The organism is Streptomyces sp. NPDC048442 (genome assembly GCF_040651475.1).
GTDB lineage: Bacteria > Actinomycetota > Actinomycetes > Streptomycetales > Streptomycetaceae > Streptomyces.
The window spans coordinates 81183-107882 of record NZ_JBEZKB010000008.1; the positions used below are offsets into that span (position 1 = coordinate 81183).

28 protein-coding genes are annotated in these 26700 nt (G+C 69.8%); 17 read left to right on the top strand and 11 right to left on the bottom strand.

Annotated elements, in window-relative coordinates:
- The first annotated feature begins 88 nt into the window (after positions 1-88).
- Both AB0D18_RS14650 and AB0D18_RS14655 read left to right on the top strand, forming a co-directional pair.
- The gene (locus tag AB0D18_RS14650; RefSeq protein WP_362417558.1) at positions 89-394 is read left to right on the top strand and encodes a hypothetical protein; all 306 of its coding nucleotides are present in this window, start codon (positions 89-91) and stop codon (positions 392-394) included.
- 464 nt (positions 395-858) lie between these two features.
- Positions 859-1431 carry a GNAT family N-acetyltransferase gene (locus AB0D18_RS14655; protein WP_362416957.1) on the top strand — a complete coding sequence of 191 codons (573 nt, stop codon included), beginning with the start codon at positions 859-861 and terminating at the stop codon, positions 1429-1431.
- 122 nt (positions 1432-1553) lie between these two features.
- Here AB0D18_RS14655 and AB0D18_RS14660 read toward each other — a convergent pair whose 3' ends face one another.
- From AB0D18_RS14660 to AB0D18_RS14675, 4 genes are all read right to left on the bottom strand, one after another.
- A complete protein-coding gene (locus tag AB0D18_RS14660; protein ID WP_362416960.1) occupies positions 1554-1967 on the bottom strand; it encodes a hypothetical protein in 414 nt (137 codons plus the stop codon).
- Between the two features lie 305 nt (positions 1968-2272).
- A complete protein-coding gene (locus tag AB0D18_RS14665) occupies positions 2273-2674 on the bottom strand; it encodes a hypothetical protein (protein ID WP_362416963.1) in 402 nt (133 codons plus the stop codon).
- 524 nt (positions 2675-3198) lie between these two features.
- The gene (locus AB0D18_RS14670) at positions 3199-4257 is read right to left on the bottom strand and encodes a vWA domain-containing protein (RefSeq protein ID WP_362416966.1); all 1059 of its coding nucleotides are present in this window, start codon (positions 4255-4257) and stop codon (positions 3199-3201) included.
- Between the two features lie 190 nt (positions 4258-4447).
- Positions 4448-5464, bottom strand: a complete 1017-nt coding sequence (locus AB0D18_RS14675; RefSeq protein WP_362416969.1) for a LysR family transcriptional regulator — start codon at positions 5462-5464, stop codon at positions 4448-4450.
- A 536-nt stretch (positions 5465-6000) separates the two neighbouring features.
- Between AB0D18_RS14675 and AB0D18_RS14680 the strand changes: the two genes are divergently transcribed.
- From AB0D18_RS14680 to AB0D18_RS14695, 4 genes are all read left to right on the top strand, one after another.
- Positions 6001-6834 carry an SMI1/KNR4 family protein gene (locus tag AB0D18_RS14680; RefSeq protein WP_362416972.1) on the top strand — a complete coding sequence of 278 codons (834 nt, stop codon included), beginning with the start codon at positions 6001-6003 and terminating at the stop codon, positions 6832-6834.
- Between the two features lie 56 nt (positions 6835-6890).
- Positions 6891-7340 (top strand): SUKH-3 domain-containing protein, encoded by a 450-nt coding sequence (locus tag AB0D18_RS14685; protein ID WP_362416975.1) that lies wholly within the window; start codon positions 6891-6893, stop codon positions 7338-7340.
- Positions 7341-7444: 104 nt separating this feature from the next.
- Complete coding sequence (locus AB0D18_RS14690; protein WP_362416978.1) at positions 7445-8062, top strand: GNAT family protein; 618 nt, start codon at positions 7445-7447, stop codon at positions 8060-8062.
- A gap of 103 nt (positions 8063-8165) precedes the next feature.
- On the top strand, positions 8166-8600 hold the full coding sequence (locus tag AB0D18_RS14695; protein ID WP_362416981.1) for a VOC family protein: 435 nt from the start codon (positions 8166-8168) through the stop codon (positions 8598-8600).
- A 74-nt stretch (positions 8601-8674) separates the two neighbouring features.
- On the opposite strand, the gene AB0D18_RS14700 is transcribed toward AB0D18_RS14695, so the two are convergent.
- Positions 8675-8902, bottom strand: coding sequence for a hypothetical protein (locus tag AB0D18_RS14700; protein WP_362416984.1), 228 nt, complete (start codon positions 8900-8902; stop codon positions 8675-8677).
- Between the two features lie 148 nt (positions 8903-9050).
- Between AB0D18_RS14700 and AB0D18_RS14705 the strand changes: the two genes are divergently transcribed.
- A complete protein-coding gene (locus tag AB0D18_RS14705; protein ID WP_362416987.1) occupies positions 9051-9731 on the top strand; it encodes a hypothetical protein in 681 nt (226 codons plus the stop codon).
- A gap of 111 nt (positions 9732-9842) precedes the next feature.
- On the opposite strand, the gene AB0D18_RS14710 is transcribed toward AB0D18_RS14705, so the two are convergent.
- Together AB0D18_RS14710 and AB0D18_RS14715 are read right to left on the bottom strand one after the other, a co-directional pair.
- Positions 9843-11033 (bottom strand): lipase family protein, encoded by a 1191-nt coding sequence (locus AB0D18_RS14710; protein ID WP_362416990.1) that lies wholly within the window; start codon positions 11031-11033, stop codon positions 9843-9845.
- 92 nt (positions 11034-11125) lie between these two features.
- Complete coding sequence (locus tag AB0D18_RS14715) at positions 11126-12178, bottom strand: AraC family transcriptional regulator (protein ID WP_362416993.1); 1053 nt, start codon at positions 12176-12178, stop codon at positions 11126-11128.
- 91 nt (positions 12179-12269) lie between these two features.
- On the opposite strand from AB0D18_RS14715, the gene AB0D18_RS14720 reads away from it, so the two are divergent.
- Positions 12270-14009, top strand: a complete 1740-nt coding sequence (locus tag AB0D18_RS14720; protein ID WP_362416996.1) for an AMP-dependent synthetase/ligase — start codon at positions 12270-12272, stop codon at positions 14007-14009.
- A 163-nt stretch (positions 14010-14172) separates the two neighbouring features.
- Here the strand turns inward: AB0D18_RS14720 and AB0D18_RS14725 are convergent, their stop codons facing one another.
- Positions 14173-14376, bottom strand: a complete 204-nt coding sequence (locus AB0D18_RS14725; RefSeq protein ID WP_006347360.1) for a cold-shock protein — start codon at positions 14374-14376, stop codon at positions 14173-14175.
- A gap of 319 nt (positions 14377-14695) precedes the next feature.
- Between AB0D18_RS14725 and AB0D18_RS14730 the strand changes: the two genes are divergently transcribed.
- Complete coding sequence (locus tag AB0D18_RS14730; RefSeq protein WP_362416999.1) at positions 14696-15568, top strand: menaquinone biosynthesis protein; 873 nt, start codon at positions 14696-14698, stop codon at positions 15566-15568.
- Positions 15569-15580: 12 nt separating this feature from the next.
- On the opposite strand, the gene AB0D18_RS14735 is transcribed toward AB0D18_RS14730, so the two are convergent.
- A complete protein-coding gene (locus AB0D18_RS14735; RefSeq protein WP_362417002.1) occupies positions 15581-16615 on the bottom strand; it encodes an alpha/beta fold hydrolase in 1035 nt (344 codons plus the stop codon).
- Positions 16616-16855: 240 nt separating this feature from the next.
- On the opposite strand from AB0D18_RS14735, the gene AB0D18_RS14740 reads away from it, so the two are divergent.
- A complete protein-coding gene (locus AB0D18_RS14740; protein ID WP_362417005.1) occupies positions 16856-18511 on the top strand; it encodes a serine/threonine-protein kinase in 1656 nt (551 codons plus the stop codon).
- A gap of 4 nt (positions 18512-18515) precedes the next feature.
- Here AB0D18_RS14740 and AB0D18_RS14745 read toward each other — a convergent pair whose 3' ends face one another.
- Positions 18516-19472 (bottom strand): hypothetical protein, encoded by a 957-nt coding sequence (locus AB0D18_RS14745; RefSeq protein WP_362417008.1) that lies wholly within the window; start codon positions 19470-19472, stop codon positions 18516-18518.
- 70 nt (positions 19473-19542) lie between these two features.
- Between AB0D18_RS14745 and AB0D18_RS14750 the strand changes: the two genes are divergently transcribed.
- The 5 genes from AB0D18_RS14750 to AB0D18_RS14770 all read left to right on the top strand — a co-directional run bounded on the left by AB0D18_RS14750 (position 19543) and on the right by AB0D18_RS14770 (position 23517).
- The gene (locus AB0D18_RS14750) at positions 19543-19722 is read left to right on the top strand and encodes a hypothetical protein (RefSeq protein WP_362417010.1); all 180 of its coding nucleotides are present in this window, start codon (positions 19543-19545) and stop codon (positions 19720-19722) included.
- Between the two features lie 248 nt (positions 19723-19970).
- Positions 19971-21167: a cyclic dehypoxanthinyl futalosine synthase gene (mqnC, locus tag AB0D18_RS14755; RefSeq protein ID WP_362417013.1), complete on the top strand. Its 1197-nt coding sequence runs from the start codon at positions 19971-19973 to the stop codon at positions 21165-21167.
- A gap of 7 nt (positions 21168-21174) precedes the next feature.
- Positions 21175-21729: a hypothetical protein gene (locus tag AB0D18_RS14760; RefSeq protein WP_362417016.1), complete on the top strand. Its 555-nt coding sequence runs from the start codon at positions 21175-21177 to the stop codon at positions 21727-21729.
- 166 nt (positions 21730-21895) lie between these two features.
- Positions 21896-22588: a demethylmenaquinone methyltransferase gene (locus AB0D18_RS14765; protein ID WP_362417019.1), complete on the top strand. Its 693-nt coding sequence runs from the start codon at positions 21896-21898 to the stop codon at positions 22586-22588.
- Positions 22588-23517: a glutaminase gene (locus AB0D18_RS14770; protein WP_362417022.1), complete on the top strand. Its 930-nt coding sequence runs from the start codon at positions 22588-22590 to the stop codon at positions 23515-23517. Before AB0D18_RS14765 ends, AB0D18_RS14770 begins: the two co-directional genes overlap by 1 nt.
- Before the next feature lie 93 nt (positions 23518-23610).
- Here the strand turns inward: AB0D18_RS14770 and AB0D18_RS14775 are convergent, their stop codons facing one another.
- Positions 23611-24168: a GNAT family N-acetyltransferase gene (locus tag AB0D18_RS14775; RefSeq protein WP_362417024.1), complete on the bottom strand. Its 558-nt coding sequence runs from the start codon at positions 24166-24168 to the stop codon at positions 23611-23613.
- A 105-nt stretch (positions 24169-24273) separates the two neighbouring features.
- Here AB0D18_RS14775 and AB0D18_RS14780 point away from each other — a divergent pair, with 105 nt between their 5' ends.
- Positions 24274-25569, top strand: coding sequence for a geranylgeranyl reductase family protein (locus AB0D18_RS14780; RefSeq protein ID WP_362417027.1), 1296 nt, complete (start codon positions 24274-24276; stop codon positions 25567-25569).
- A 109-nt stretch (positions 25570-25678) separates the two neighbouring features.
- Positions 25679-26611: a threonine/serine dehydratase gene (locus tag AB0D18_RS14785; protein WP_362417030.1), complete on the top strand. Its 933-nt coding sequence runs from the start codon at positions 25679-25681 to the stop codon at positions 26609-26611.
- Positions 26612-26700: the final 89 nt, after the last annotated feature.

Here is a 26700-nt window from a genome sequence, read left to right on the forward strand (position 1 = left end):
GTGGGCAAGGAAGTCGTCCGACCTCACGGAGAGAAACACTTTGAAGAACAACAGGAAGGCGGGCGTCGCTGTGCGTGCCGCCCTCGCCGTGTCCGCAGCCTTCGCCCTCGCTCTGTCCTTCGCGGCGCCCGCCGCGGTGGCCGCCCCCGCCGCGGACCCTCAAGGGCTCTCGTGCGAGAAGGGCAAGCACAACATCGACGACTACACCGGATGGGCGCTGTGCACCAACTCCGGGAGCGAGCCCATCACCTTCTGGGTCCACCTGATCTGCGGCTGGTCGTCCGACGCGGACGGTGAACACATCCGCCTTGCCCCGGGTGAATCCAGCCAGTCGACCGCGCACTGCTCAAGCCTTGGCTCGGGGATCGGTGAGATCCAGGTCCACTCCTCCTGACAGCAGGCGCCGCAGAAAGGCGTGCCCCCGGGCTGTTGCCCGGGGGCACGCCTTTTCCGCTGTGTGCCCGCAGCGCGCGGCACAGACCTCGGCCGATCACGGAGACGACGCAACTGCCGCAGTAAATGCGGGATTTACTGCGGCCGTGCCGGAAGGGCCGGGCGGGATGACGAGCGAACCAGTGACCGAACTCGGTAGCGGGAGCGCGCTCCGGCTGCCGTGCGCCCGGGTCGTACGCTGCCCGCCCCGCCGGCGACGTACACCGCAGCGGTCGACCGGCACCTCACCGGCGCGGGCATCGCGAAGTCCTCCACGCGGATCTACCGGATCTCGCTCACGACGTGGGGATGGACGCCGACACCGTCAACCGTGAGTTGCCCATCGCGCCGGTGCGAAACGGACGTGTCGCGAGCAAACCAGAATGTTTGTTTGAACCTGGCGTGCTGTTTGAGAAGCTTGGTGCCATGTCCCAAGCGATCTTGCGTACCGAGCGGCTCCACCTGGCCCCGCTGTCCGAAGAGCATCTGGAATTCCAGATCGAGCTCGATGCCGATCCCGAGGTGATGCGTCACCTCGGCGGTGCTCGCAGCCGTGAGCAGGTGGAGGCAGCGATCCGCGGGAACCTCGCGGAGGCGGACCGCGCGGCGGGTCTGGGGTACTGGGCCGGATTCGTCGAGGGACAGTTCGTGGGCTACTGGATTCTGCGGCTGCCGGACGCTGCCGACCAGGAATCAGTGGAAGGGCAGGGCGAACTCGGGTTCAAGCTCCTGCGGCGCCACTGGCGGCAGGGACTCGGCAGTGAGGGATCCCGTGAGCTGCTCCGGCACGGCTTCGAGGACCTCGGGCTGACCCGGATCTCCGCCATGACGGCGGTGGCCAACGTCCCCTCGCGGGCAACGCTGGAAGGTCTCGGGCTGGAGTACGTCCGTGAATTCCAGGCGCCCGCCGAGTACTTCCCGCCGGGTGCCGACCTGCGCACGGCCGAGTACGCGATGACCCAGGAGCACTGGGACGGAGCGCCGACTCCCGCTGTCTAGGCGCGCGTTCGGACGTGACGGGCTGAGCCACGGTACTTCCCCGCACCGGGGCGCACCGACAAGTCGTGTCGGCGCGCCCCGGTGGTCGATCGCCGTGACGGATCCGGATCAGATCGGCAGTGTCAGATCGACAGCGTGATCAGGTACACGTACTTGCCCCCGGCGCCCATGTTCAGGTCGGTGTCCACGCGCACCCACGGCTTCGGGGGCTGGACGTTGGCGTCGTCGCTGATCATTACGTCGAAGGACTGGATCGGGCTGCCCTGGTCGGGGTCGTGCGTGTACGCCGCGTAGATGTACTTGCCGCCGGCGCCCTTGTTCAGGTCGACGTTGATCTTGTTGTAGTTGGGCGGGACCTGCGCCGACTGGTCGAGCAGGAAGATGACGTCCGTGACGGGCGCGTACACGCCGTTCAGCTCGTACGCGAAGTACAGGAAGGCGCCGCCCGCCCCTGCGTTGAGGTCCTTGTTGATCTTGATCCATCCCTGGGGGACGGGCTGGTCGCCTTCGAGGACGGTGAGGCCTGTGACTGCCATGCGATCGCTTCCTTCGGCTCGGTGTGCTGGGACGAAGACCGAACCTAGGCTCCGGCGCACGGGCACACAGGGGTCAGAAAGAGTCACGAAGTACCATCACGCCATCTTGATCGCGCGCCGCTGACCTGGGCATATTCGGGCCTCGGGGTACCGGGGAGCCCCGGGGGCCACCCCACTCCCGCCTGTAGCGGAACGGCCCGGCCGGTACACGGCCCCCGGGCGGATCGCGGCACGGAACGGCGCCGGAGTCTGGCTCATACGCCCCGCCCTGCGCGGGCCGCGCCAGATACGGCCGATTTGAGGGGTCAAGCCGCGGCCCGCATCTGAACCCTTACCCGATCCCGTACTCGATCCGGTGCCTGAACCCGATCCCGTACTCGATCCGGTGCCCGATCCCGTGCCCGGACCCGCCCCGGCAGCGTCAAGTAGTAGAGCTCCAGCGACTCTTCGGGCCCGACCTCGTACCGGTTGGCCACCTTGCTGAGCGGACTCCGCAGCATTCCGTCCGCCATCCGCATGCCTACGCGCTGCTGGAAGTAGTCGCGCTCGGGCTCGGCGAGGTCGATCCACGTCGAGCCCGCATTCCGTACGAGTACTTCGCCCACGTACGCGCCGAGTCCGAACAGATTCCGTCCGAGGTCCGCCGGATCTGCTGGATCCGTGGGATCCGTCTTACCGTTCCGCAACTCATCAATCAGAAAGTCCACGATCCGCAGACTCTTCACAGAGAAATCCAACGGCAACCGATTCCCCATGGTCACCCGTTCCGCATATCCCTGAGCAATGCGCCGCATGTCCACGGCCCCAGGTCTCCGCTTCTGCCTCTGCCTCTGCTTCCGCTCTCCTCCGCCACCGGTCACGGCTTCCGTCCCTCCCCATCGGTCCTGTCGTTCTCACCCGGCCGCCCCTGTCCGGCCATCGGTCCACATTCAGTCAGCAGGGGAACGGCCTGCACTCCCCACTCACTCAAGCGGGCCCCGCTTTGCAATCGTCACACCATCTCCCGGTGGTCCTTCTCACGACCTCAATTCCCGCACTACGTACAACCTTTCGGCATTCTCATTCGTCTGCACCCACAACTTGCCCCTCTTTTCGGCGCGTTGATGCTCTTGACGGTGTACACGACGAATTTCCTGCATGTCCCATACATGCGGTACATACGAAACGGCCGCCGGTATCCACCGGCGGCCGAAACGAAGAATTCACAAACCCCGGAATCTCAGCGTGTTGCTCACAGCATGATGAGCAGGCGGGTCTTCGGCTTGAGCTTTCGGTTCACCGAACGGCTCTGCACGTACACCTCCAGCTTGGGGTTGTTCCCCGCCTTCACGGAGACCGTCCCCTTCACGCCCGTACCGAACAGGAGATTGCGCGCCGCGTCGCCCGTGTATGCGCGGTCGGTGTCCTTCTCGACGACGATGACTTCCTTGTCGGGCTGCACCTGGACCCGGGTGCCCAACTGGTAGTAGCAGGCGCCGCGTTGGTACGTCACGCCCGGGTGTGAATCGACGAAGGAGCGGATCTCGACCTCCGTGTCCACCTTCAGGAGGCGGTACTTGTCGGCAGGGACGGGGTCGAGGTTCGCCCGTATGTCGTCGACCGAGACGTCCTGGCCGACCGCGAACAGATTCTTCGTACCGCGCACGCCCTGCTCGCGGCCGCGGAGGAAGCTGGTGGCGGCGGCGCGCACGGTGCCGATCGCCTCCTCGACGCCTTCCTGGGAGTCCGCGTCCCAGACGGCGATGTTCCCGGCCGGGAAGCCGTAGTTCTGGGCGGTGCGCTTCGCGAGGGAGTTCGGAACGAGGATCGCGGAGGTCCAGTGACCCGGCAGCCCGCCCATCTTCGCCGCGATCCGGTCGAGCCAGGGGCCGAGGACGGTCATGTCGCCGTCGTGCCGCATGGAACCGCCGGAGGCGTTCTCCTCGCCGTCCGTCACGACGATCTGGAGGAAGCTGTGCTCGCCGTACTCCTCCCAGATGTGCTCCAGGTCGTCCAGCGACTTCAACGAGGCCTCGATGAGGGCCGTGGCGCCGCCGTTGACCTGGTACAGCCCCCGCATGGACGGGAGATGCTTCACATCCATGTCCCAGACGAGGTTCTCCACCCGGTGGTCGAAGGAGTAGAGGCTGATCCGCGTCTCGTGGCCGAGACTGTCCGACTCCGCCTTCAGCCCCGCCACGAACTCGTCCACCACACGCACCAGTTGACTCTGATGCGGACGCATCGAACCCGAACAGTCCACGACCAGCGCGACGTGATTGACCTTGTGCTGGATCTTGTTTGCAGACATGCTTGTGCTCCCTCTCGGAGGCTCCCCAAGTGATGTCTTCACACTAGGTGGAGCCACTGACAACGGCCTCTGACCTGGTGAAATGGCTGTCCGGAGGCCCTCGGATCAGGCTTGGTGCAGCTGGGGTACGGAGACCTTGACCGGCTCCTGCTCGTCGGCGCGGGCGTGGTGGACGCGCCGGCCGGGGTCGTCACGCTTGGGGCGAGGTCCGTCCCCGTCTCTGGGCACCCTCCCGCACCCGCATTGCCGCCCTGTCCTCCGGCGGCAGCCACGCGTCCGGGGGCAGGTCGAGCCAGTGGTGTTCTTGGGCGAGGCGCCGTGCGGTGTCGGCGAGGGCGTCGAGGGCCGGGTGGTCGAGGCCTGCGCGCCAGACCAGGGAGAGGGGCGAGAGGGGTACGGGGTCGCTGAGCAGGCGCAGGGCCATGCCGGGGAAGTCGATGAACTCCGTGCTCGCCAGCACCCACCACCCCCGCTTCCGTACGACACGCATGAACTCTTCCGGACCCTCGATCTCCGGGAAGGGTTCGGCCAGTTGAATGCCGTGCCCGGCGAACAGGCGGGTGGCGAGGTCGGTCCACTCGGCGGCGGACTGATTGCCCGCCGCGGCGTAGAGGGTCCGGCCGGTGAGAGCCTTCAGCGGGATGCGGTCGTACGCGCAGAGGGCGTGGTCCTCGGGCAGGAGCACGGCCATCCGCTCGTAACGCACCGGAAGGTGGCCGAGCCGCGCGGCCACGGCGGGGGCGAGCCCGGCGAACCGTCCGAAGGACGCGTCGAGAGGGCCTTCGAGGATCTCCTGGGCGGCGCCGGTGAGGCCGCTGTGGAAACGGGCGACGATCTCCAGCTCGGGGTGGGCGAGCCGGGTCTCCTCCACCACCCTGTGCCCGGTGGCCACCAGGTCCCCGACGTCGACGACCAGCGGCCGTAGCTCACGCGGCTCGCCCGACTCTCGCGCCGCGACGACGAACGCCTCGTGCGCGGCGAGCACTTGCCGGGCGTACGGCAGGAGCCGCGCGCCCTCGTCCGTGAGGCGGACATTTCGGGTGGTACGTACGAACAGCTCGGCATCCAGCTCGCGTTCGAGCCGCCGGATGTCCCGGCTCAGCGCCTGCTGGGCCACGTACAGCCGGGTGGCGGCACGCGTGAAATGAAGCTCCTCGGCGGTGGCGACGAAGGCGCGCAGGAGACGGGGGTCGAAGTCGCGGGGCACCGGGGCAATCTACCGGCGCGCAGGAAACTGACAACACAGGTGCGTGAATACGAACGGAACAGGTGTTGGACCGCAGGGGCCACGGCAGCCGACCGTAGAGCCCATGCCCCACTACGAACTCCCACGACCTGCGTCCTCCTCGGCACCTTCCCCGCTGCTCCTGCTGACGGTCAGCGGACAGACGCTCGTTGCGGCTGCGGTGCCCGGCGGCAGCAACGACTCCGGCCCCCGGAATCGGCTGTCGGCACGCACAAACCGGGCCGGGAGAGGTCTCGCCCGGCTCCGCCGCCTGCTCACCACTCAGAAGGACCGGAAGACGCCTTCGGGATCCTCGCTCATCCGGCAGCACCATGGGCCCCACTTCTAGCGTCTCAGGCACTGCCCTCTCCCGGTGTCTGAAGAGCCCGACACCTTTGGCCGGTGTGGTGCGCCGGTGGTTGGATGCCCGGATGAGTAGCTACTGGGCACCCTCCCTCACCGGTACGGGCACCGCCGACATCACCGACCACACCGCCGGCGAGCAGGGCTGAGGGCCGGTGGACACGGAGCAACTGTGGGCGCTCGTCAGGGAGTTCTTGTACGACGACTCCGGCGAGCTGGTGTGCGGCGAGGCAGGACACGAGCCGGGGCACGTGTGCGTGCCGGTCGAGGGCGGGCCGGGGCCGGATGCGGTCGTGGAGATGATCAGCGCGTGGCAGGGAAGCCCCCGCACGGGCCCGACCGGCGCGGCCGGTCTGCCGTCGCTGGTCGGTGGGAAACAGGTCGAGTGGGATCACGCGTGGCAGTGGGATGCGCGGTGGGTCGCGCTCGGCCGAACCCGTACCGATGCGTCAGCCTGCGCCGGAGGAGTCGCGCGGCCCCTCCTGGTCGTCGCGGAACGGACCACCCCGGACCCGTCGGAGCTGCCGCCGGACGCGTCCTGGCTGGACCGGATCGTCGCCGTGACCGGCTGGGCGGCGATGGGGGGCGAGCCTCGTACGGTCGACTGGGCGGCAGTCGAAGCACGTCTCGGCACCCGCCTGCCGAGCGACTACAAGAGGCTGATCGAGACCTTCGGGGAGGGGCTGTTCGACGGGTTCCTGGGAATCCACGGCCCCGAGTACCTGGTCCGGCTCGCCGAGAGATACCCCGCCCCGGACGGAAGGCTGTCCTGGGCCGGCAACGAGTACCAGCAGGACTTCTGCTGGCTTCCCGACGGCCCGGACCCCGACCGCTGGCCCGTCTGTGTGACCGAGGAGGACGGGGAGTCCGAACGCTTTGAGTGCAGCCTCACGGAGGCAGTGTTCCGGTATCTGACGGACCTCGATTTTCCCGGGAACATGGCGCAGCATTTCGATGTGCACTGGTTCACTGTCCTGAACGAACTCTGAATGGCCCCTGAGCCGGTGCCGGCGTCGGTGGCCGGGGTCGAGCGGGGTGAGTGGAGATGCTGGAGTTTCCGCTGGAGACGAACCGAGTTCTGCGGGAGGCCGGTTGGGAGCCGGGTCGACGGGTCGATCCGGAGCGCTGGCTCGTTGCCTTCGAGGAGGAAGAGCTGAGGGGGCACGCGGCGGCGCGGGACTTCCTGGCCGAGTTCGGTGGGCTGGCGGTGGGGCACCACGGCCACGGGGTCAGCCGTACCCGGGAGCCCTTCGCGTTCGATCCGCTGCTGTGCCTGGGGGAGGGGGACCGGTTCGCGGAGTGGGGCGCATTGATCGGCCGGGTCATTTTTCCCGTGGGCGAGCACGACGGGGGGCGCTTCTTCCTCGGTATCGACGAGACCGGGGAGCTGTATCTCGTGGAGACGCGGCTCGCTTCGTTCGGGGTGATGCCGGAGGCGATGAACCGGCTGGTGCTCGGGGTGCAGCCGAAGGTGGTGGACGGCAGGTTCCGATGAGGCTCCGGAGGACTACGCCCCGGACCAGAAGGGAAGGGCGGCGCCGCACCGTCGAGCGGGACAAACCAGTGGTCGGGACTCGGGGGCGCCCATAGCATCCGGCCATGACCGAAGACACCGAAATCGCAGGCGATGAGCACGACGCAGGGACCGAAAGGAATCGGGAGCTTGCCTGGCGAGCCAAGGGTGTCGGGTTCGCGGCGCTCGACATCGAGGACGCCGAGCTCCTGCACGGCTGGCGGTCCGACCCCGTAACCGCCTACGAATTCGGCATCTGGCCGCGCTCACTCACCGCCCTGCGCGAGCGCATCGAGCGTAACAATGAGGACAACGACCGCGACGACTTCCTCGTCCTCCTCCCCGACGGCACCCCCATCGGCCACATCGCCCTGAGCGGCCAGAACATCGTCAACGGCACAGCAGAGGTCGAGCTGATGCTCGCTGCCCAGCATCGCGGGCACGGTCATGGCACCGAGGCCGTCGACGCCCTGGTGGACCTGGCGTTCGGCGAACTCCCGATGCACCGCCTCGTGGCGGAGACCCACGCCGAGAACGCCCCCGCCCTCGCCGCCCTCGCCAAGTCCGGTTTCGTACGAGAAGGCACCAGCCGCTCCGCCTGTCTCCATCGCGGCCGCCGCCACGACCTCGCCGTGTTCGCTCTGCTCCGACCCGAGTGGGAAGGGTTCGACCGCCCCCGCGCCTGGGACGGGATCCAGGCGTAGGCTCCGGCCCCGGGTGCGCAGGTACGGGCCGGGTGAGCCGCCTGCCAACACAGAGCTCCACTCCGGCAATTGAGCGACAGAGCCCCCCTGCTATGGTGCGCCGATGTCAACGATCAGGAAGATCCAAGTCACCTTCGACTGCGCGGAACCCGAGCGCGTCGCCCGCTTCTGGTGCGAGGCGCTGGGGTACGTCGCACCGGCGCCGCCGGAGGGGTTCAAAACCTGGGACGGCTACAACGCCTCCCTGCCTCCCGAGGAGCGGGATTCCTGGTTCTCGTGCAGCGATCCCTCGGGCGCGGGCCCGCGACTGTTCTTCCAGCGCGTTCCCGAAGGGAAGGTCGCCAAGAACAGGGTGCATGTCGACGTACGAGCCGGCACCGGCCTCGCGGGTGCGGAGCGCCTGGCCACCCTTGAGGCCGAATGCGCACGCCTGGTCGCGCTCGGCGCGGTGCACCTGTACACGCAGTATGCCGATGAGGAGAACGAGTCCTGCATCACGATGCAGGACATCGAGGGCAACGAGTTCTGCCTCGACTGAGCATTCTCCGACACGGCGGGCGAGGCGGGAGCGTACGTCGTCAAGGCCGGTGACATTGCGGGCTGTTCGGGATGTCAGGCACGACGGCCCCCGCGACAGCGCACTCCCCGGGTGCCGGCAGGCTCGAAGGTCTCGCCGTTCACCCTCGTCACGACGAGGCTCCCGCCGTCGAAGCTGATCCGGTCGCCGGGTGTCAGGAGGAGCGGGGCGGACAGTTCGCAGAAGTGCCCGTCGTCCGTCTCGAGTTCGTCGACCAGCAGCAGTCGTGGGACGGGGGTGACCCCGTCGGTGGCCAGGCGCATACCGGGGATCGTCCCACAGGTGTGGGCGGAGGTGAGCACCAAGTACCCGGGCCCGCAGAACAACGTAGGGAAGCTTGAGCGGGTACTCCCTGCGGACTTGAGTACGACTACTCACGTGCGAGGAGCGGCTTGATCACAGACTTGGCCCGTGAGACGAACTCCCGCCCTGACCAGCACCGTTACCCACATCCCGCGCCGCCGACGGCACCTGCTCGTGGTGACGGCTCTCGCCGCTCTGGCGCTCACCGCCTGCGGCACCGAGAAGACAAGCGCCGGTAACCTGCAGAGCAAGCCCGCCAGCACCGCCGGAGCCACCAGTACCGCCGGAGCCACCAGTACCGCCGGAGTCACCAGCACCGCCAAGGCCCACGGTCTCACCGAGATACTGGACATGGTCGAGCAGTCGTGTCCCCCGAGCGCCCCGCCGGTGCCGCCGCCGACTGGTCCTTCGCGGCCGCTGCCGGCCGGTGTGGTGGGCATACCGCCGGACGTCGAGCCCGTCGCCCCCACGGCGGGGCCGGAAGTGGAGTTGAACGCTCGTGACTGGTGCGCGAGCAATTTCCATGAGGAGCGCATCGCCCAGGCGCTCTGGAATCTGACGGCTCCCTCGCCCGCCAAGGTCAGGACGGTCCTGAACGGCCTCGGCTATGCCGACGGACGCATTCACGACCTGAAGCAGTCGGGTGCGGCCACACGGTTCTTCCTCGACCTGCGGGACAAGGGCGGACGGCTCTGCCTGGAGGGCTCGGCGGCCGGCGACGAGACCGTCGTGGACAAGTGCGTGGCCCCCGTGTCCGGCCCGTTCACGCCGGGAAAGCGGAATCGGTGAGTGGCTGCTGGGCGTGACCGGTGCCCGGAGAGCGAAGTCCGGTGCCCCGTCACGCGTGAAGGCCCGGCCGTGGCGTGCGTACGGCCGAGCCCCCCAACTGGTCTCGTAGAGCTAGCAGTTGCCGCCCGTCGGCCTGCCCTCGAAGCGGTCGTCCAGCCAGGACATGGCCGGGAACGCGCCGACCGTCACCCCTCCGATGTGTTCGAGGAGCGGGTGCGAGCGCCACTGGACCTTGGCGCCCGCCGCACACCAGCCCGTGCGCAGCTGCTGGCCGACCTTGTACGGGATCAGCTCGTCCAGGCCCCCGTGGTAGAGGTAGACCGGGTGGTCGGGGGCGTGGGTGCCCAGCTTGGAGGCGGCCAGTCTGGCCTTCCAGTCCGGAGCTTCCAGGGGGTTGGTGGTCGTGACCTCGCTGATCCGCTTGAACGGCGCGGAGGTCGCATTGATCGCCACGCAGTTCTTGCGCATGAAGTCGACGTACGACTTGCCCTGCTTGTTGAGGTAGGAGTCGAGCTTGAGTTCCGGGTAGGCAGTGTCGTGGCCGGCCGCCGCCATGAGGATGAGCCCGGCACCGAGGCCGCCGTCGTTGAACTTCGCGACCTCCATCAGGTCCGCCGGGACTCCACCGGTCGCCGTGCCCTTGATGTTGAGTTCCGGGGCGTACGAGTCGTGGAGCTCGGCCGCCCAGCTGCTGGCCTGGCCGCCCTGCGAGTAGCCCATGATGCCGACCGGCGATGCGGCGGTCAGGCCGGTCTTGTCGGCGGGGAGTCTGAGCGCCGCGCGGGCCGCGTCCAGGACCGCCTGGCCCTCCGCCCGGCCGACCGTGTATGTGTGGTCGCCCGGCGTGCCCAGGCCCTCGTAGTCGGTGACCGCCACCGCCCAGCCGCGCTGGACGGCCTGGTTGATGAGGCTCGCCTCGATCGTCGTCCCGTACGGGAAGCCCGCACTCGGTGCGCACTGGTCGCCCATGCCGACCGTTCCGACCGCGTACGTGACGAGCGGGCGTGGGCCCTTCCTGCCGTCCTTCGGGACGATGACCGTGCCCGAGACGGTGTTCGGGGCACCCTTCGCGGTCGTCGAGCGGTACTCGATGTGCCACGCATCGGTGTTCGTGGGCTGGAGGGGGAGGGGGTGGAAGGAGGTGGGGGAGGTGGAGACCAGGTCACCGGGGGCGGACGTGGTGGCCGGGGCTGCGGGCGGCGCTTCCCCGGCGGCCGTCGCTGTCGCCGTCGCGGCGGTCGGCAGGGCGGAGGCCAGGGCGAGGGCTGCTGCGGCCGCGAGCACTCTGTGACGTACGGACATACGGCTCTCCCTACGAGCGGGTGGGGGTGCAGGGTCGTGGGGAGAACGTAGTGACCGGCGAGTAAGAAACGCTCTGACCGGAATGCTCAGCTTCACTGACTCGGAGTCTCATAGTCGTGCGAATAGACGTGCGAATAGACGTGCGAAGCGACCCGGTACGCCCCCGGCGTCGTCCCCGTCCACCTCCTGAACGCCCGGTGGAAGCTCGTGTCCTCCGAGAAGCCGAGCCGGGCGGCGAGTTCGGCGATCGGCTCGCGGCCCTCGGCCAGCCCCGCGATCGCCGCGTCCCTCCGTACCGCGTCCTTGAGCTGCTGGAACGACGTGTTCTCGCGGTCCAGCCGGCGCCGGAGCGTCGCCGGGCTGACGGCCAGGCGGGCGGCCGTGTCGGTGAGCGAGGGCAGGCGCGGGCCGGCCCGCAGCGCCTGGGCGAGCGAACGGCGGACCTGTTCGGCGACCGTCGTGCCGTACTCGCGGCGGGTGAGGAGGTCGAACGGGGCCCGGTGGAGGAGAGCGTCGAGGGACTCCTCGTCCTGCACGAGCGGGGCCGCCAGCCAGTGCACGTCGAAGCCCGCCGCCGTGCGCGGGGCGCCGAAGCGGACCGGGCAGCCGAAGAGGGTCTCGTACTCGCCCCTGTGCGGCGGCGGCGGATAGTCGAACTCCGCCCAGCGCAGCGGGATCCGGCTGCCGGTCAGCCAGCTGCACAGCCGGTGCCAGATGATCACCATGCACTCGGTGAGGAAGCGGTCCTCGTCGGTGTCGAGCTTGTTGTGGACGGTGAAGACGGCTTCGGCGGGCGTACGGGTGAGGGTCAGGTCCGGGCCGCCGTCGAAGAGGCCGTAGAACGCGGCGCCGCGTTCCATCGCCCGGCCCAGGTCCGGGCAGGCCAGGGCCGCGTAACACATCATCGCGAAGGTACCGGGACGGCTGGGCGCCGCGGCCAGGCCCAGGAACTCGTCCCGCGTGGTGCGGTACAACGCCCGGAACAGACGGGCGAACTGAACGGAAGTGATACGCGCCCGGTCGTCGCCGAGGAGCAGCGGCGGGATGTGCGCGGCCTGGAGGAGGGGGACGATGTCGGCGCCCGCGCGCTCGGCACCGCGCAGTACGGCGCGTACGTGGTGCACGGTGATCGTCCGCTTGCCCATGGCGTGACGGTAGCGGCTTTGAGCGCGCGGGTCAGCGGGGGTGACGTTTCCCGTCATCTCCCGCGACCGGGCGCGTACTTACCGTCGGGTCATGACGGATACGAAACCGGCAATGGACGCGATACCGCCTCGGCCCGCGACTCTGGCGGAGTTCACCGAGTGGGCGGGGAGGCGGTACGGGGAGCTTCCTGCGCTGCGTGCGAAGGGGGCCGGCCCCGTCTCGTACGCCCGCCTCCGGGAGAAGGTCCGGGACATCGGCCGGGCGCTGCTCACTCTCGGCGTCGAGCCCGGCGACCGGGTCGCCCTTCTCGGCGAGACCCGCATCGAGTGGACGTACGCGCACTTCGCGGTACTGGCGGTCGGCGCGGTCGTCGTGCCCGTCTACCCGACGGCGGGGGACGAGGAGATCGCCTGGGTACTGAGCGACTCGGGCGCGGAGTACGTCCTGTGTGAGAACTCCGAGCAGTTGAAGAGAGTGGAGAGGCACCAGGTGCGGGCCCTGACTTTCGCGGAGCTCGCGGAACTGCCACGGGAGGGCGCCACCGTCGAGGACTTCCTCTCCCGGGCCGCCTCCGTCGTCCCCTCCGACCTCTCCTCCCTCGTCTACACCTCCGGCACCACCGGTCCCCCCAAGGGCTGCCGGCTCACCCATGCCAACTTCGGGGCCGTGCTCGACGGTGGGGCCGAGATGATCGAGGGCGGGCCGGGGGACGTGACGTACCTCTATCTCCCGCTCGCGCATCTCCTCGCGCAGCTCATCGAGTTCAACACCCTCATGTTCGGCGGGGAGCTGTGCTACTTCGGGGGGCGGATCGAGGACGTCCTCGGCGAGCTCGGTGAGGTGCGGCCGACGCATCTGCCGTCCGTACCGCGGCTCTTCGAGAAGGTGCACTCGGTGGTGCTGGGGATGGCGGAGTCCCAGGAGGGCGGCAAGGAGCGGTTCGAGGAGGCCGTACGGATCGGGGTCCTGGCGGCGGAGGGGCGGCTTCCGGAGGGGGACAGGGAGGCTTACGAGGCTGCTGAGAAGTCGTTGTACGGGCTTGTGCGCGGTGCCTTCGGCGGGCGGCTGCGGTGGGCGCTCACCGGGGCCGCGCCCATCGCCCCGCAGACCCTCGACTTCCTGCGGGCCTGCTCGATCCCCGTGTACGAGGGATACGGAATGACGGAGTCCGGCGGCGTCATCTCCCTCAACCGGCCCGGCGCCGTCCGCTACGGCACGGTCGGCCGCCCGTACCCCGGCTGTGAGGTGAGGATCGCGGAGGGCGACGGGGAGGTGCTGGCGCGCGGCGGGATGGTCTTCCCCGGGTACTACGGGAACGACGGCGCCACCCGCGAGACCCTCGACGGCGAGGGCTGGCTGCACACCGGTGACCTGGGGCGGCTCGACGAGGACGGATTCCTCACCCTCACCGGGCGCAAGAAGGACCTCATCATCACGTCCTCGGGCAAGAACCTCACCCCCTCGCTCGTCGAGCACGCGATCCAGCAGTCGCGGTACGTCTCGCACGCCGTGATGGTCGGCGACCGCCGGCCGCACCCCGTCGCGCTGATCACCTTGGAGGCGGACGAGATCGCCGGGTGGGCGGGGCGGGAGGGGCATGAGCTGGGGGAGCGGCCGGGGCAGCACCCCGCTGTACGGGAGCTGGTGCGCCAGGCGGTCGAGACGGCGAACGCGCAGCTCTCCCGGCCCGCCCGCATCAGGGCCTTCGCCGTGCTCGACGAGGACTTCAGTATCGAGGGCGGGGCGCTCACGCCGACGCTGAAGGTGCGGCGGAAAGCCGTTCTGGAGCGGTATGCGGAGGAAGTCGAGGAGCTGTACCGGAATCCGTAGCGCAGCGGGAGAAGCGGCGGGAGAAGCGGCAGGAGAAAGGCGGGAGAAAGGCGGGAGAAGCGGCAGGAGAAAGGCAGGAGCCCTGTTCCGCTTTCGCGGGACAGGGCTCCTTGGGTACTGCTGTTCAATGACCGCGATCGGTCATTCCCACTAAGTCGAGGACTTAGGCGGGGGTGACGTTCTCCGCCTGCGGGCCCTTCGGGCCCTGCGTGACGTCGAAGTTCACGACCTGGTTCTCCTCAAGCGAGCGGAAACCAGCCGCGTTGATCGCGGAGTAGTGGACGAAGACATCCGGGCCGCCGCCGTCCTGGGCGATGAAGCCGAAGCCCTTTTCAGCGTTGAACCACTTGACGGTTCCGGTAGCCATAAGCCCTCCCATGGGCCAAAGGGTTGCCCTGCTCCAGAACCTACAAGGAAGTCTGAAAACAAAAGCCTGCGGGGTTACATGCTCCGCAGGCTCTGTACTGCAAGGGAAACCAAACTGCAACTTGCGGGCGAGCCTAGCACGCACCCTCAGCCAAGCGGTAGAGGGAAAGATCACGTCACCCGGATGTTTGACACGGGCGTGTCGGCTGACCCCAGGAGGGGTGCGGGGAGGCCGTTTGGCCACCTCTCCGGGGCCCCGCGCGGACCCCGCGAAGACCCCCGGAGGGGTCCTCCGCCCGCTTCGGGTCTAGCCTCACGATGTGGACAATTCAACCGCTGGCGAGCTGACGCCGAACCGCACCCGGCCCCGCGTCGGCCACATCCAGTTCCTGAACTGCATGCCCCTCTACTGGGGGCTCGCACGGACCGGAACCCTGCTGGACTTCGAGCTGACCAAGGACACCCCCGAGCGGCTCAGCGAACAACTCATCCGCGGCGAGCTCGACATCGCGCCCGTCACCGTCGTCGAGTTCCTGAAGAACGCCGACGACCTGGTCGCCTTCCCCGATCTCGCGGTCGGCTGCGACGGCCCGGTGATGTCCTGCGTGATCGTCTCCAAGGTCCCCCTGGCCCAGCTCGACAAGGCGCGGGTCGCCCTCGGATCGACCTCCCGCACCTCCGTACGCCTGGCGCAGCTGCTCCTCGCCGAGCAGTACGGCGTCGAGCCCGACTACTACACCTGCCCGCCCGACCTCTCGCTGATGATGCGCGAGGCGGACGCCGCCGTGCTGATCGGGGACGCCGCGCTACGGGCCTCGCTGCACGACGCGCCCCGGCTGGGCCTGGAGGTCCACGACCTGGGGCAGATGTGGAAGGAGTGGACGGGGCTGCCGTTCGTCTTCGCCGTGTGGGCGGCCCGCAAGGACTACCTGGCGCGCGAACCGCACCACGTGCACAAGGCGCACGAGGCGTTCCTGGCCTCCCGCGACCTGTCGCTCGCCGAGGTCGACCGGGTCGCCGAGCAGGCCGCGCGCTGGGAGGACTTCGACGCCGAGCTGCTGGAGAAGTACTTCACGACGCTGGACTTCCGCTTCGGGCCCGCCCAGATCAAGGGCGTACGGGAGTTCGCGCGCCGCACCGGCGAGAGCACCGGCTACCCGTCGGACGTACAGGTCACGCTGCTCGGCGAGTAGTGCCCGCCGGTCCTACTGCTCCTGCGGCTCCTGCGGCGAGGGGGCGGGGGCCCTCAGGTGGGAGCTGATCCAGCTGAGGCTGCCCGCCTCCATGCCCCTGACGTACGTCGCCGGGTTGTGGACGCCGTCCGGAATGACTTCCAGATGGGTCTTGACCGGGCCCTTGCCGAACTCCCGGATGAAGCGGTTCACCCGCGGCTGGAGGGTTTCCTTGCTGCCCACCTGGAACGCCACATAGACGTCCGGGGCACCCGGCTTCTTGATCAGGTCGCCGGCCAGCTTGCGGGGACTGTTCGCCAGCTTCTCCTTGGGGTGGCCCTTCCACATCGGGGAGTCCGGCACGATGTCCGGGCCCGAGGAGATGACCGCCTTGAACCGGTCCGGGTGCTGGAGTACGGATTTCAGCCCGACGAATCCGCCGGACGACGATCCCATGAACGCCCAGCCGTCCCGCGAATTGAACGTACGGAAATTCGCCCTGACGAAATCGGGAACATCTTCCGTCATCCAGGTGCCCACCTTGGGCTGCCCCGGGATGTCGCTTCCGTCGTAGTACCGCTTTTCCGGATTCAGTACGGGCATGACGACGACGAAGGGCAGGCTCGTGCCCTCCTCGGACATCCGGGCCACCGTGTCCAGGAATGGATTGTTGGGCTTCGTCCAGTAATTGCTGTTGAATCCGTACGACCCGGGCAGGGCGATCAGTACCGGAAAGCCACTGTTTTCGTACTTGGGGTCGAAGTACTGCTTCGGCGCCCACACCCACACCTTGCCCGTGATGCCGGACTTCGCTCCGGTCAGCGTCGTCTCGGCGACCTTGGTGTCGTCCTCCAGGGTGCGGAAGATGGAGAAGTCCGCGCGCGGGCCCATCGGCATCCGGCTCACACCGTCGCCGGAGACCGCGGCGTGGTGGATGGAGTTTCCGCCGCTGCCCGCCGAGTTGAAGTCGTACGGCTTGCCCTCGTCGGAGCAGCCGGTCAAGGACAGAGCCAGTGCGGAGCCGATCATGGTGACGGCTATCAGACGGCGGCTGACCAGGCGATTCATGGGCGGGCTCCGTGCGGGTGAGGCGGCGGGGACGGACAGGGACGGACGGGGACGTCGGCAAATGTGGTGGACGGGGTGTGGCGATTCCGTACAAGGAGATGCGACCCGGGGTCCATCGGTTCACCTAGTGTCCGACTCGTCCCGAGTGATCCCGCACACTCGGGCCCTACTGTGGGGGACGGGTTCATGAGGCTCACGGGGAGTGGGCCACTGGGCGGGCCCTCGGGGGAGTGCACCACCATGCAGCCGTTGGAAGCGGGCGATCCGCAGAATATCGGTGCCTACCGGCTGCTCGGCCGCCTGGGGTCCGGTGGCATGGGCCGGGTGTACCTCGGGCGCAGCGCCGGAGGGCGGACCGTCGCCGTCAAGATCGTGCACCCGCACTTCGCCCTCGACGAGGAGTTCCGGGCCCGATTCCGCCGTGAGGTGGAGGCGGCGCGCAGGGTCGGCGGGGCCTGGACCGCGCCCGTGCTCGACGCCGATCCGGGCGCCCCGGTGCCGTGGGTGGCGACGGGTTATGTGGCGGGTCCCTCGTTGACGCAGGCGGTCGCGGAGCACGGTCCGCTGCCGGACCCTTCCGTACGTGCGCTGGGCGCGGGCCTCGCGGAGGCGCTGACGGCGGTGCACGCGCTGGGCCTCGTACACCGGGACGTGAAGCCGTCCAACGTGCTGCTGACCCTCGACGGCCCCCGCCTCATCGACTTCGGCATCGCCCGCGCCACCGACTCCACCGCCTCGCTCACCTCCACCGGCGTCTCGGTCGGCTCGCCCGGCTACATGTCGCCCGAACAGATCCTCGGCAAGGGCGTCACCTCCGCCGCCGACGTCTTCTCGCTGGGCGCGGTCCTCGCGTACGCGGCGACCGGGACGGCGCCCTTCCCCGGCGACTCCGCCGCCTCGCTCCTCTACAAGGTGGTCCACGAGGAACCCGAACTGGAAGGCCTGACAGGGGACTTGCGCGACCTGGTCGCCGACTGCCTCGCCAAGTCGGCCGCCGACCGGCCCACCCCGGCACGGATCGCGGCCCGGCTGGCCCCGGGCGGGGCGGCGGGCATGGTCGCGGCCGGCTGGCTGCCGGGGCCGCTGGTGGCGGAGGCGGGACGGGGCGCGGTACGGCTCCTCGACCTGGAGGCGTCGGCGGGCGAGGCGCCGTCCGGGCCGGTCCCCTTCACCCACGGGGTGGTGCGGAGCGAGGCGCAGATTCCGCCGGTCCCGGGCTCGGCACCCGCCGTGCCCGTACAACGGGAGGAGCGGGGGAAGGGTGTACCGGGCAGACCCGGTCTCTCGGTGTCCGTCGCCACGGAGAACGGGCCCTCCGCCGGGCCCGAAGGCCGTGGCAGCCGCCGCAGCTGCACGCTGGTGCTCTCGGTCGCAGGAGCCCTCGCCGCCGTCACTCTCGGCGGCAGCCTCCTGCTGAACATGTGGCCGGACGGCGGCAGCAGCAGCAAACACGATGCGGACCCCGGTGCGGCCAGGCCCCCCGCCGCCTCGTCGTCGTCCCCCTCTCCGACGAAGGGCGCCCCGGCCGGGTCCGGCACAGTGCCGGACAGCTTCCTCGGCACCTGGAGCGGCACCCTCACCGAGGCCACCACCCACCAGCCGCACGGCACCATCACCCTGGAGATCGTCAAGGGACACAAGGGCCAGGACGTGTACAGGTCGAGCTACGCCCTGGGAGAAGCCGTCAAGTGCTACGGCGTCGGCCGGCTCGTCTCCGCGAGTGCCGACGAGATCCGCGTCGTCGACCGCACCGACCCGGCACGCCCGTCCACCCCGCTGCTCTGCTCCGGCGACTCCAGTGAACTGAACCTCACCCGCAACGCGGACGGCACGCTCCAGTACACGTCGCCTTCCGCCGTCCAGGGCAAGCCGTACGGAAAGCTCAAAAAGCAGTAGCGGGTCAGACGATGAGCTTTCGCAGCTCGGGCGACAGCTCCGGCACCGGGGCCCCCGCCCGCTGTGCCGCCGTCACCTCCGCCACGTACTTCGACGCCGCCTCGCGCAGCGCCGTGTGCCGGACGCCCTGGCGGCGGCCCGCCACCCAGACCAGGACGCCCAGCGCCACGAGGACCGGGATCAGGGCGTACCCGAACGGCTGGCCGTCGGAGTAGGCCCAGACTCCCGCGATGCCACCCGCCGCGACGAGCAGCCAGCCCGCCTCGTCGTGCCAGCCGCCCTCCGTACCCAGGGACTCGTACCGGACCACGTCGTACGGCTTCTCCGGTACGGGGGGAGGCGGGCCGACGGGTGCCGGCGCGGCGGCGACAGCGCCCGCGGCCGCGGTGCCGGTGGCAGGGGCGGCGGTGTCCGGGCGGGGCGCCAGGTCCAGCTCAGGGACCGGGTGGGACTCCTTGTCGGAGTACTTGTCGCGCCCTACCAGCCACGCGGGGGCACTGCGCACCGGAACCCGGTGCGCGGTCGCGGTCGCCAGCACCAGGCGGTAGCCCACGAGTTCGGGGTGATTCATGCGGCGGCCCGCCCTGCGGTGGGACTGGACGACGAGCACGAGGCCGAAGACGAAGAGGGCGAGGGCCGGTGCGGCGTGCACGACCAGGGAACGGGGGGCCTGGGTCATGTCCGGCGGGCCCAGGCCCATGAGCGTGGCGGCGGGCCAGCAGACGGCGACGAGCAGGGAGATCCCGCCCACCCACGCCTTGGGGCTGTTCCGCAGCCGGTGTATCTCCTCCTTGTGCCGGGCGAGGAGGGCGCCCACCGTTTCGTCGTCCGTGTAGTCCACTCCGTAGCGGGCGTTGAGCTGCTGGACGTCGGCCAGCAGGGCCGGGGAGCTGCGGAGAGCGTCCCCCGGCAGCGGGGGAGCGGGCGGGCCGGCCGGGTGGGGGGAGCGGTGCGAGGCCATTCGGTCCTCCGGAGGTCGGGGTCCGGGCAGCGTACGGGGCCCGACGGAATCCGTGAGGTGCGGGGCGACAGTGCTGCTGCTGGGTGCGCAGGACCGGTTCGGGTACGTCCCGGGTGCGATCGGCGCTCTGGCGTTCGCCGACTGCGTGGGGTGGCGCATCGCCGTGGGGCTGGCCACCCGCGAAGCGAAGAAGGCGGCGGCGGACGCGGCCGTCGTCCCGGTGTGGCGGAGGCCCGTGCACGAGCAGTGAGGGGGCGTGTGACGGGGCGCGTGAGGCGGCGCGTGGCGGGGCCGCGCCACCGGGTGCGGCACGGGCCGAGGTGCGGCGCCACCGGGTGCGGCGCGGGATGCGGCACGGGCCGAGGTGCGGCGCCGCGTCACCGCGCCGCCCTCCGTGGCCGCCCGCAACGGGCATGCCGCCCTGGCGTACGCTGGATCGGTCTTGCCGTACCGCCCCGCACACCCCGCTGTGCACCCCTTTGGGAAGGAACCGCCCCGGTGACCGAGAAGGCCGACCTCCAGTCTGTCCTTGACCGTGCCGCCGAGGGTGGCCGCATCACTCCCGAGGAAGCGCTCGACCTGTACCGCGACGCCCCGCTGCACGCGCTGGGCCAGGCCGCCGACGCCGTGCGCCGCCGCCGGTACGCGGGTACCGAGGACATCGCGACGTACATCATCGAGCGCAACATCAACTACACGAACTCGTGCGTCACCGCGTGCAAGTTCTGCGCCTTCTTCGCCGCGCCGAAGAGCCCCGACGTGTGGACCCGCGACCTCGACGACATCCTGCGCCGCTGCGCGGAGACCGTCGAACTGGGCGGCACCCAGATCATGTTCCAGGGCGGCCACCACCCGGACTACGGCGTCGAGTACTACGAAGAGCACTTCGCCGCGATCAAGAAGGCCTACCCGCAGCTGGTCATCCACTCCCTCGGCGCGTCCGAGGTCGAGCACATGGCCCGCATCTCCAAGGTGTCGACGAAGGAAGCGATCCAGCGGATCCACGCCGCGGGTCTCGACTCCTTCGCGGGCGCCGGCGCCGAGCTGCTGCCGGCCCGCGCCCGCAAGGCCATCGCGCCGCTCAAGGAGTCCGGCGAGCGCTGGCTGGAGATCATGGAGGAGGCGCACGGCCTCGGCGTCGAGTCGACGTCCACCATGCTCATGGGTACGGGCGAGACGAACGCCGAGCGCATCGAGCACCTGCGCATGATCCGCGACGTACAGGACCGGACGGGCGGCTTCCGCGCGTTCATCCCGTACACCTACCAGCCGCAGAACAACGCGCTGAAGGGCCGCACCCAGGCCACGATCTTCGAGTACCTGCGGCTGATCGCCGTCGCCCGGCTCTTCCTGGACAACATCGCCCACATCCAGGGCTCCTGGCTGACGGTCGGCAAGGAGGCCGGTCAGCTCTCCCTGCACTACGGCGCCGACGACCTCGGCTCGATCATGCTCGAAGAGAACGTCGTCTCGTCCGCCGGAGCCAGGCACCGCTCCAACCGGATGGAGATCATCGACCTCATCCGCAAGGCGGGCCGGGTGCCGGCCCAGCGCGCCACGACGTACGAGCACCTGCTCGTGCACACGGACCCGGCGAGCGACCCGGTCGACGACCACGTCGTCTCGCACCTCTCCTCCACAGCGATCGAGGGCGGCACGGCGCACCCCGAGCTGAAGCTCCTCGCCTCCAACTGACGTCGCGGTGCTGACGATTCACCGGGTCCTGGGGATCCGGGAGGCGGACGGCTCGGAGGGTTCGACCGGGGACGCGGTCGTCGTGGACGGCGACCGCATCTCCGCAGTCGGTACGTACGAGAAGCTGGCGGCGCACGCGGGCCAGGGGGCCCGTACCAGGGAGTGGGACGGCTATCTCACCCCCGGCCGCTTCGAGCCGGACGCGGTCACGCTCCTGCAGGCCCGCTACTGGCCCGACCCCCGCGAGGCCGACGAGCTCGGCACCGGGCCGCTGTCGGGGTCCGCCCTGCACGACCTGGACATGACCGACACGCGGTGGGGCGCGAGCGCCCGGCGGGGCGTACAGCGGCTCCTCGCCCACGGCACGACGGCGGTGGCAGGCCCCTTCACCCATCCCGCCGTACGGGTCGCGGTCGAACGCTCGCCGGTCCGGATCCTGCACGCGCCGCGCCCGAACCCGCTCACCCCTTCGGCGGTCGCCGACTTCGCGGTGTTCACGGAGCCGGAGGGGGAGTGCCTGGTGACGGTGATCGGCGGCCGGCTGGTGTTCAGGCGGGCCTGACGGATCAGCCGGTCCGGGCGGGCATCTTCAACAGCCCGCCCGGCGTTTGAGGACGCACGGCGCAGCCGTGCACCGGGCGCAGCCCGGGACGCCCGCCCCCACCGGCGCGAGCCGTGACGCTCCCCCGCCCCACGCCCGCCGCCCAGGCGCCCTGCACAATGGGTGGGTGACCCGCGCATCCTTGGACAAGCAGCCGCACGAAGTCGCCTCGATGTTCGACGACGTGGCGGCGAACTACGACCTCACCAACACCGTGCTCTCCCTCGGCCAGGACCGCGCCTGGCGCAAGGAGGTGGCCAAAGCGGTGGACGCGGGACCCGGAAAGCGGATCCTGGACCTCGCCGCCGGCACCGCCACCTCCTCGCTCCCCTTCGCGGCCACAGGGGCGTACGTCGTCCCCTGCGACTTCTCCATCGGCATGCTCCGCGAGGGCAAGCGGAAGCACCCGTACCTGCCGCTCACCGCAGGCGACGCGACGAAGCTGCCCTTCAAGGACGAGTCCTTCGACGTCGTCACCATCTCCTTCGGGCTGCGCAACGTCGTCGACACGGACGCCGCGCTGAAGGAGCTGTTCCGGGTGACGAAGAAGGGCGGACGGGTGGTGATCTGCGAGTTCTCGCACCCCACCTGGGCGCCGTTCAGGACCGTCTACACCGAGTACCTGATGCGGGCGCTGCCGCCGGTCGCCACGGCCGTGTCCTCCAACCCGGACGCGTACGTCTACCTCGCCGAGTCCATCCGCGCCTGGCCCGACCAGGCCGGCCTCGCCGCCAAGCTCCAGAAGGCCGGCTGGTCGAAGGTCGCCTGGCGCAATCTGACGGGCGGCGTCGTGGCGCTGCACCGGGGCGTACGGATCTGATGAGCGAGGCCGCCGAGTTCGACTTCCAGGACATCCTCAGGCAGATCGAGGAGGACGTCCGCCCGCAGGTCGGGGCGGGCCAGGTCGCCGCGTACATCCCGGCGCTGTCCTGTGTCGACCCCGGCAGCTTCGGTATGGCGATCGCCGACCTCGACGGCAAGGTGTACGGGGTGGGGGACTGGCAGCAGCCGTTCTCCACCCAGTCCATCACCAAGGTCTTCGCCCTCGCACTGGCCCTCGCCGAGGGCGGCGACGACCTGTGGCGGAAGGTCGGACGCGAGCCCTCCGGCAACCCGTTCAACTCGCTCGTCCAGCTGGAGTACGAGAACGGCATCCCGCGCAATCCCTTCATCAACGCGGGCGCCCTCGTCGTCACCGACCGCCTCCAGACCCTCACCGGCGACGCGAGCAGCGAACTCCTGGAGTTCGTACGGCAGGAGAGCGGCAACCCGGACGTCTCCTTCGACCCGGAGGTCGCCGCCTCCGAGTCCGACAACGGCGACCGCAACGCCGCCCTCGCCCACTTCATGGCGGCGTACGGCACCATCGCCAACCCCATCCCGGCCCTCCTCGACCACTACTTCTGGCAGTGCTCGATCGAGATGAACTGCTCCGACCTGGCGCTCGCCACCCGCTTCCTGGCCCGGCACGGGCTGCGCGCGGACGGGTCGCGGCTGCTGCCGCGCAGGCTCGCCAAGCAGATCAACGCGGTGATGATGACCTGCGGGACGTACGACGCGGCGGGCGAGTTCGCCTACCGGGTCGGGCTGCCGGGCAAGAGCGGCGTCGGCGGCGGGATCGTGGCTGTCGTACCGGGAACGTGCACGGTGAGCGTGTGGAGCCCGGGGCTCGACGCGCAGGGGAACTCGGTGGCGGGCATCGCGGCACTGGACCGGTTCACGACGCTGACGGGGCTCTCGGTCTTCTGAGCCCGGCCCTGCGGGAGTGCCTTCTGAGCCCTGCCCTCCGGGAGTGCGCGTACACCGGCTGATCCCGCCCTTCCCGCCCGAGCTCCTACCGCCTCACAGCTTCAGCCGGAAGCAGTAACCCGTCCGCTCCGGCTCGGAGTCGGGCACGACGAAGGTCTCCGTGTGCCGCATGCCCAGCCGCTCGGTGACGGCGATGGAACGGGTGTTGCGCGCGTCCACCATCGCCGCCACCTCCGGTACGCCGGCCGCCCGTACCCGCTCCACGGTGGCGTGCGCGGCGGCGGTGACGTACCCCCGCCCCCAGTACGCACGGCCGAGCCGCCAGCCGATCTCGATCTCGCCGACCGGCCCGAAGTGGGTGTGCGGCCACGGCTGGGCGCCGGTGAAACCGATCACCGTGTCGTCCTCGTCGAGCAGCGTCCAGAGGCAGAACCCCCGTTCGGCGTCGTGCTTGCGCTGGCGCGCGGTCAGCTCCTCGTACACGGAAACACCGTGCGGCTTCCCGCCGTGGAACTCCATGACCTCCGGGTTCTTGAACACGTCGTGCCAGGCGTACGCGTCCTCCTCGATCGGCACACGCAGCCGCACGGTGGGCAGGGCGCGGGACGGCGCGGAGGACAGCTCGGGAGCCGCGGGGGGCGTGAGGGTCATGTGGGCAGCCCTTCAGATGAGTGAGAGGTACGCCCCCATAGACTGCCCCTTGCCCTGTGCCGTCAAGGCACAACATCAACATCGAGTCTTACGGGAGACCCCGCCGTGACCGAGCCCGTGACCGCGACCCCCTCCGAACACAGCGCAGATGTGATCGTCGTCGGGGCCGGACCCGCCGGCTCCGCGACCGCGTACTACCTGGCCAAGTCGGGCCTGGACGTACTTCTCCTGGAAAAGACCGCGTTCCCCCGCGAAAAGGTCTGCGGCGACGGGCTCACCCCGCGCGCCACCAAGCAGCTGGTGTCGATGGGCATCGACATCTCCGAGGAAGCGGGCTGGCTGCGCAACAAGGGCCTGCGCATCATCGGCGGCGGCCAGCGCCTCCAGCTGGACTGGCCGGAGCTCGCCTCGTACCCGGACTACGGACTGGTCCGCAAGCGCGACGACTTCGACGAACAGCTGGCCCGCCAGGCCCAGAAGGCGGGTGCGCGGCTGTACGAGCGCTGCAACGTCGGCGCCCCGATCCTGGACAAGCGCACCGGCCGCATCACGGGTGTCGAGGCGAAGCTCGGCGAGGAGAAGCTCCCCGTCACCTTCCACGCCCCGCTCGTGGTCGCGGCCGACGGCAACTCCACCCGCCTGTCCCTCGCGATGGGCCTGCACCGGCGTGAGGACCGCCCGATGGGTGTGGCGGTCCGCACGTACTTCACCTCCCCCCGCCACGACGACGACTACCTGGAGTCCTGGCTGGAACTGTGGGACCGCCGCGGACCCCAGGACCGCCTCCTCCCCGGCTACGGCTGGATCTTCGGCATGGGCGACGGGACGTCCAACGTGGGTCTCGGCATCCTCAACTCCTCCAAGGCCTTCAAGGAACTGGACTGGCGCGAGGTGTTGAAGGCCTGGTGCGCGTCCATGCCCGCCGAGTGGGGCTACACCCCCGAAAACATGACCATGCCGATCCGCGGCGCGGCCCTCCCGATGGCGTTCAACCGTCAACCGCACTACACCAAGGGCCTGCTCCTGGTCGGTGACGCGGGCGGCATGGTCAACCCGTTCAACGGCGAGGGCATCGCCTACGCGATGGAGTCCGGCCAGATCGCCTCGGAGGTCATCGTCCAGGCCCACGCCCGCGCGACCCCCGCCCAGCGCGAAATGGCCCTGGCCCGCTACCCCCAGGTCCTGAAGGACACGTACGGCGGCTACTACACGATGGGCCGTGCCTTCGTGAAGCTCATCGGCAACCCCAAGATCATGAAACTGGCCGCCGAACGCGGCCTCACCCACCCCGTCCTGATGCGCTTCACCCTGAAAATGCTGGCCAACCTGACCGACCCGACGGGCGGCGACGCGATGGACCGCATCATCAACGGCCTGGCGAAGGTGGCACCGAACTCTTAGGCACATCAGCCCGTCCGGCGTTTGAGGACGCGCGGCGGAGCCGTGCACCGGGCACAGCCGCAGGCAACCCGCACCACCTACCTGCCGCACCTACACCCCTGGAGCCCCCGTGCCACAGCCCAGCACCCCCGCCCCCGCCCTCACCCCCGGTGAGATCAAGGCCGCCACCGACCGTATCGCCGGTCACGTGCGGCCCGTCGCCGTTGCCCCGACAGAGGGGAATGTGCTGCTCGCCCTCGAATTCATGCAGCACACCGGCAGCTTCAAGGCGCGCGGCGCCATGAACTTCCTCCTCGCCCACCGCGAGGCCGGACTGCTCCCCGACGCCGGGCTGACCATCGCCTCCGGCGGCAACGCGGGCCTCGCCTGCGCATGGGCGGCGCGCGAGCACGGCGTCGACGCGACCGTCTTCCTCCCGGAGACCGCACCGCCGGTGAAGGTGGCCCGGCTGCGTTCGTACGGTGCGGAGGTACGGCTCGTCGGCACACGGTACGACGAAGCGCGGGCCGCCTGCGCGGAGTTCGCCGAGACCTCGGGCGCGCTCGCCTCGCACGCGTACGACCATCCGCTGATCGCGGCCGGCGCCGGCACGCTCACGGAGGAGATCCTTCGGCAGGTCCCCGAAGGACTCGACACGATCGTGGTGTCGGTCGGCGGCGGCGGGCTCTTCGCCGGAGTGGCAACCGCCGCACTGGACAAAGGAATCGAGGTCGTCGCCGTCGAGCCGGAGAACTGCCGCGCCCTGAACGCCGCCCTCGCCGCCGGCCAAGTCGTCGACTCCGCGGTGGACTCGGTCGCCGCCGACTCCCTCGGCGCGACCCGGGTCTCGCAGACCGCCCTCGACACGGCCCGCCGCGACGGCGTGCGCTCCGTGCTCGTACCGGACGAGGCGATCGTACGAGCACGGCACCGGCTCTGGGACGAACGCCGCCTCGCCGTCGAGCACGCGGCAGCCACCGCCTACGCGTACGCACCGCAGCCCGGGGAGCGCACCGCAATCGTCCTGTGCGGCGCGAACACGGGCCTCACCGACCTCACCTAGCCCCCGCCCCGCCCGCTACGCCAGAGGGCCGTCGTCCCCGAGCGGGGGGACGACGGCCCTCGGCCGTACCAACTGACTGGCAGGGAAGG

Excerpts from the sequence above, each read along its gene's own strand:
- AB0D18_RS14660 (WP_362416960.1), bottom strand. The coding sequence starts at position 1,967 with ATGGCAGTCACAGGCCTCACCGTCCTCGAAGGCGACCAGCCCGTCCCC.
- AB0D18_RS14740 (WP_362417005.1), top strand. The coding sequence starts at position 16,856 with ATGCAGCCGTTGGAAGCGGGCGATCCGCAGAATATCGGTGCCTACCGG.
- AB0D18_RS14685 (WP_362416975.1), top strand. The coding sequence starts at position 6,891 with ATGCTGGAGTTTCCGCTGGAGACGAACCGAGTTCTGCGGGAGGCCGGT.
- AB0D18_RS14735 (WP_362417002.1), bottom strand. The coding sequence starts at position 16,615 with ATGAATCGCCTGGTCAGCCGCCGTCTGATAGCCGTCACCATGATCGGC.
- AB0D18_RS14745 (WP_362417008.1), bottom strand. The coding sequence starts at position 19,472 with ATGGCCTCGCACCGCTCCCCCCACCCGGCCGGCCCGCCCGCTCCCCCG.
- AB0D18_RS14690 (WP_362416978.1), top strand. The coding sequence starts at position 7,445 with ATGACCGAAGACACCGAAATCGCAGGCGATGAGCACGACGCAGGGACC.
- AB0D18_RS14670 (WP_362416966.1), bottom strand. The coding sequence starts at position 4,257 with ATGTCTGCAAACAAGATCCAGCACAAGGTCAATCACGTCGCGCTGGTC.
- AB0D18_RS14695 (WP_362416981.1), top strand. The coding sequence starts at position 8,166 with ATGTCAACGATCAGGAAGATCCAAGTCACCTTCGACTGCGCGGAACCC.
- AB0D18_RS14775 (WP_362417024.1), bottom strand. The coding sequence starts at position 24,168 with ATGACCCTCACGCCCCCCGCGGCTCCCGAGCTGTCCTCCGCGCCGTCC.
- AB0D18_RS14700 (WP_362416984.1), bottom strand. The coding sequence starts at position 8,902 with ATGCGCCTGGCCACCGACGGGGTCACCCCCGTCCCACGACTGCTGCTG.
- AB0D18_RS14710 (WP_362416990.1), bottom strand. The coding sequence starts at position 11,033 with ATGTCCGTACGTCACAGAGTGCTCGCGGCCGCAGCAGCCCTCGCCCTG.
- AB0D18_RS14725 (WP_006347360.1), bottom strand. The coding sequence starts at position 14,376 with ATGGCTACCGGAACCGTCAAGTGGTTCAACGCTGAAAAGGGCTTCGGC.
- AB0D18_RS14770 (WP_362417022.1), top strand. The coding sequence starts at position 22,588 with ATGAGCGAGGCCGCCGAGTTCGACTTCCAGGACATCCTCAGGCAGATC.
- AB0D18_RS14720 (WP_362416996.1), top strand. The coding sequence starts at position 12,270 with ATGACGGATACGAAACCGGCAATGGACGCGATACCGCCTCGGCCCGCG.
- AB0D18_RS14715 (WP_362416993.1), bottom strand. The coding sequence starts at position 12,178 with ATGGGCAAGCGGACGATCACCGTGCACCACGTACGCGCCGTACTGCGC.
- AB0D18_RS14655 (WP_362416957.1), top strand. The coding sequence starts at position 859 with ATGTCCCAAGCGATCTTGCGTACCGAGCGGCTCCACCTGGCCCCGCTG.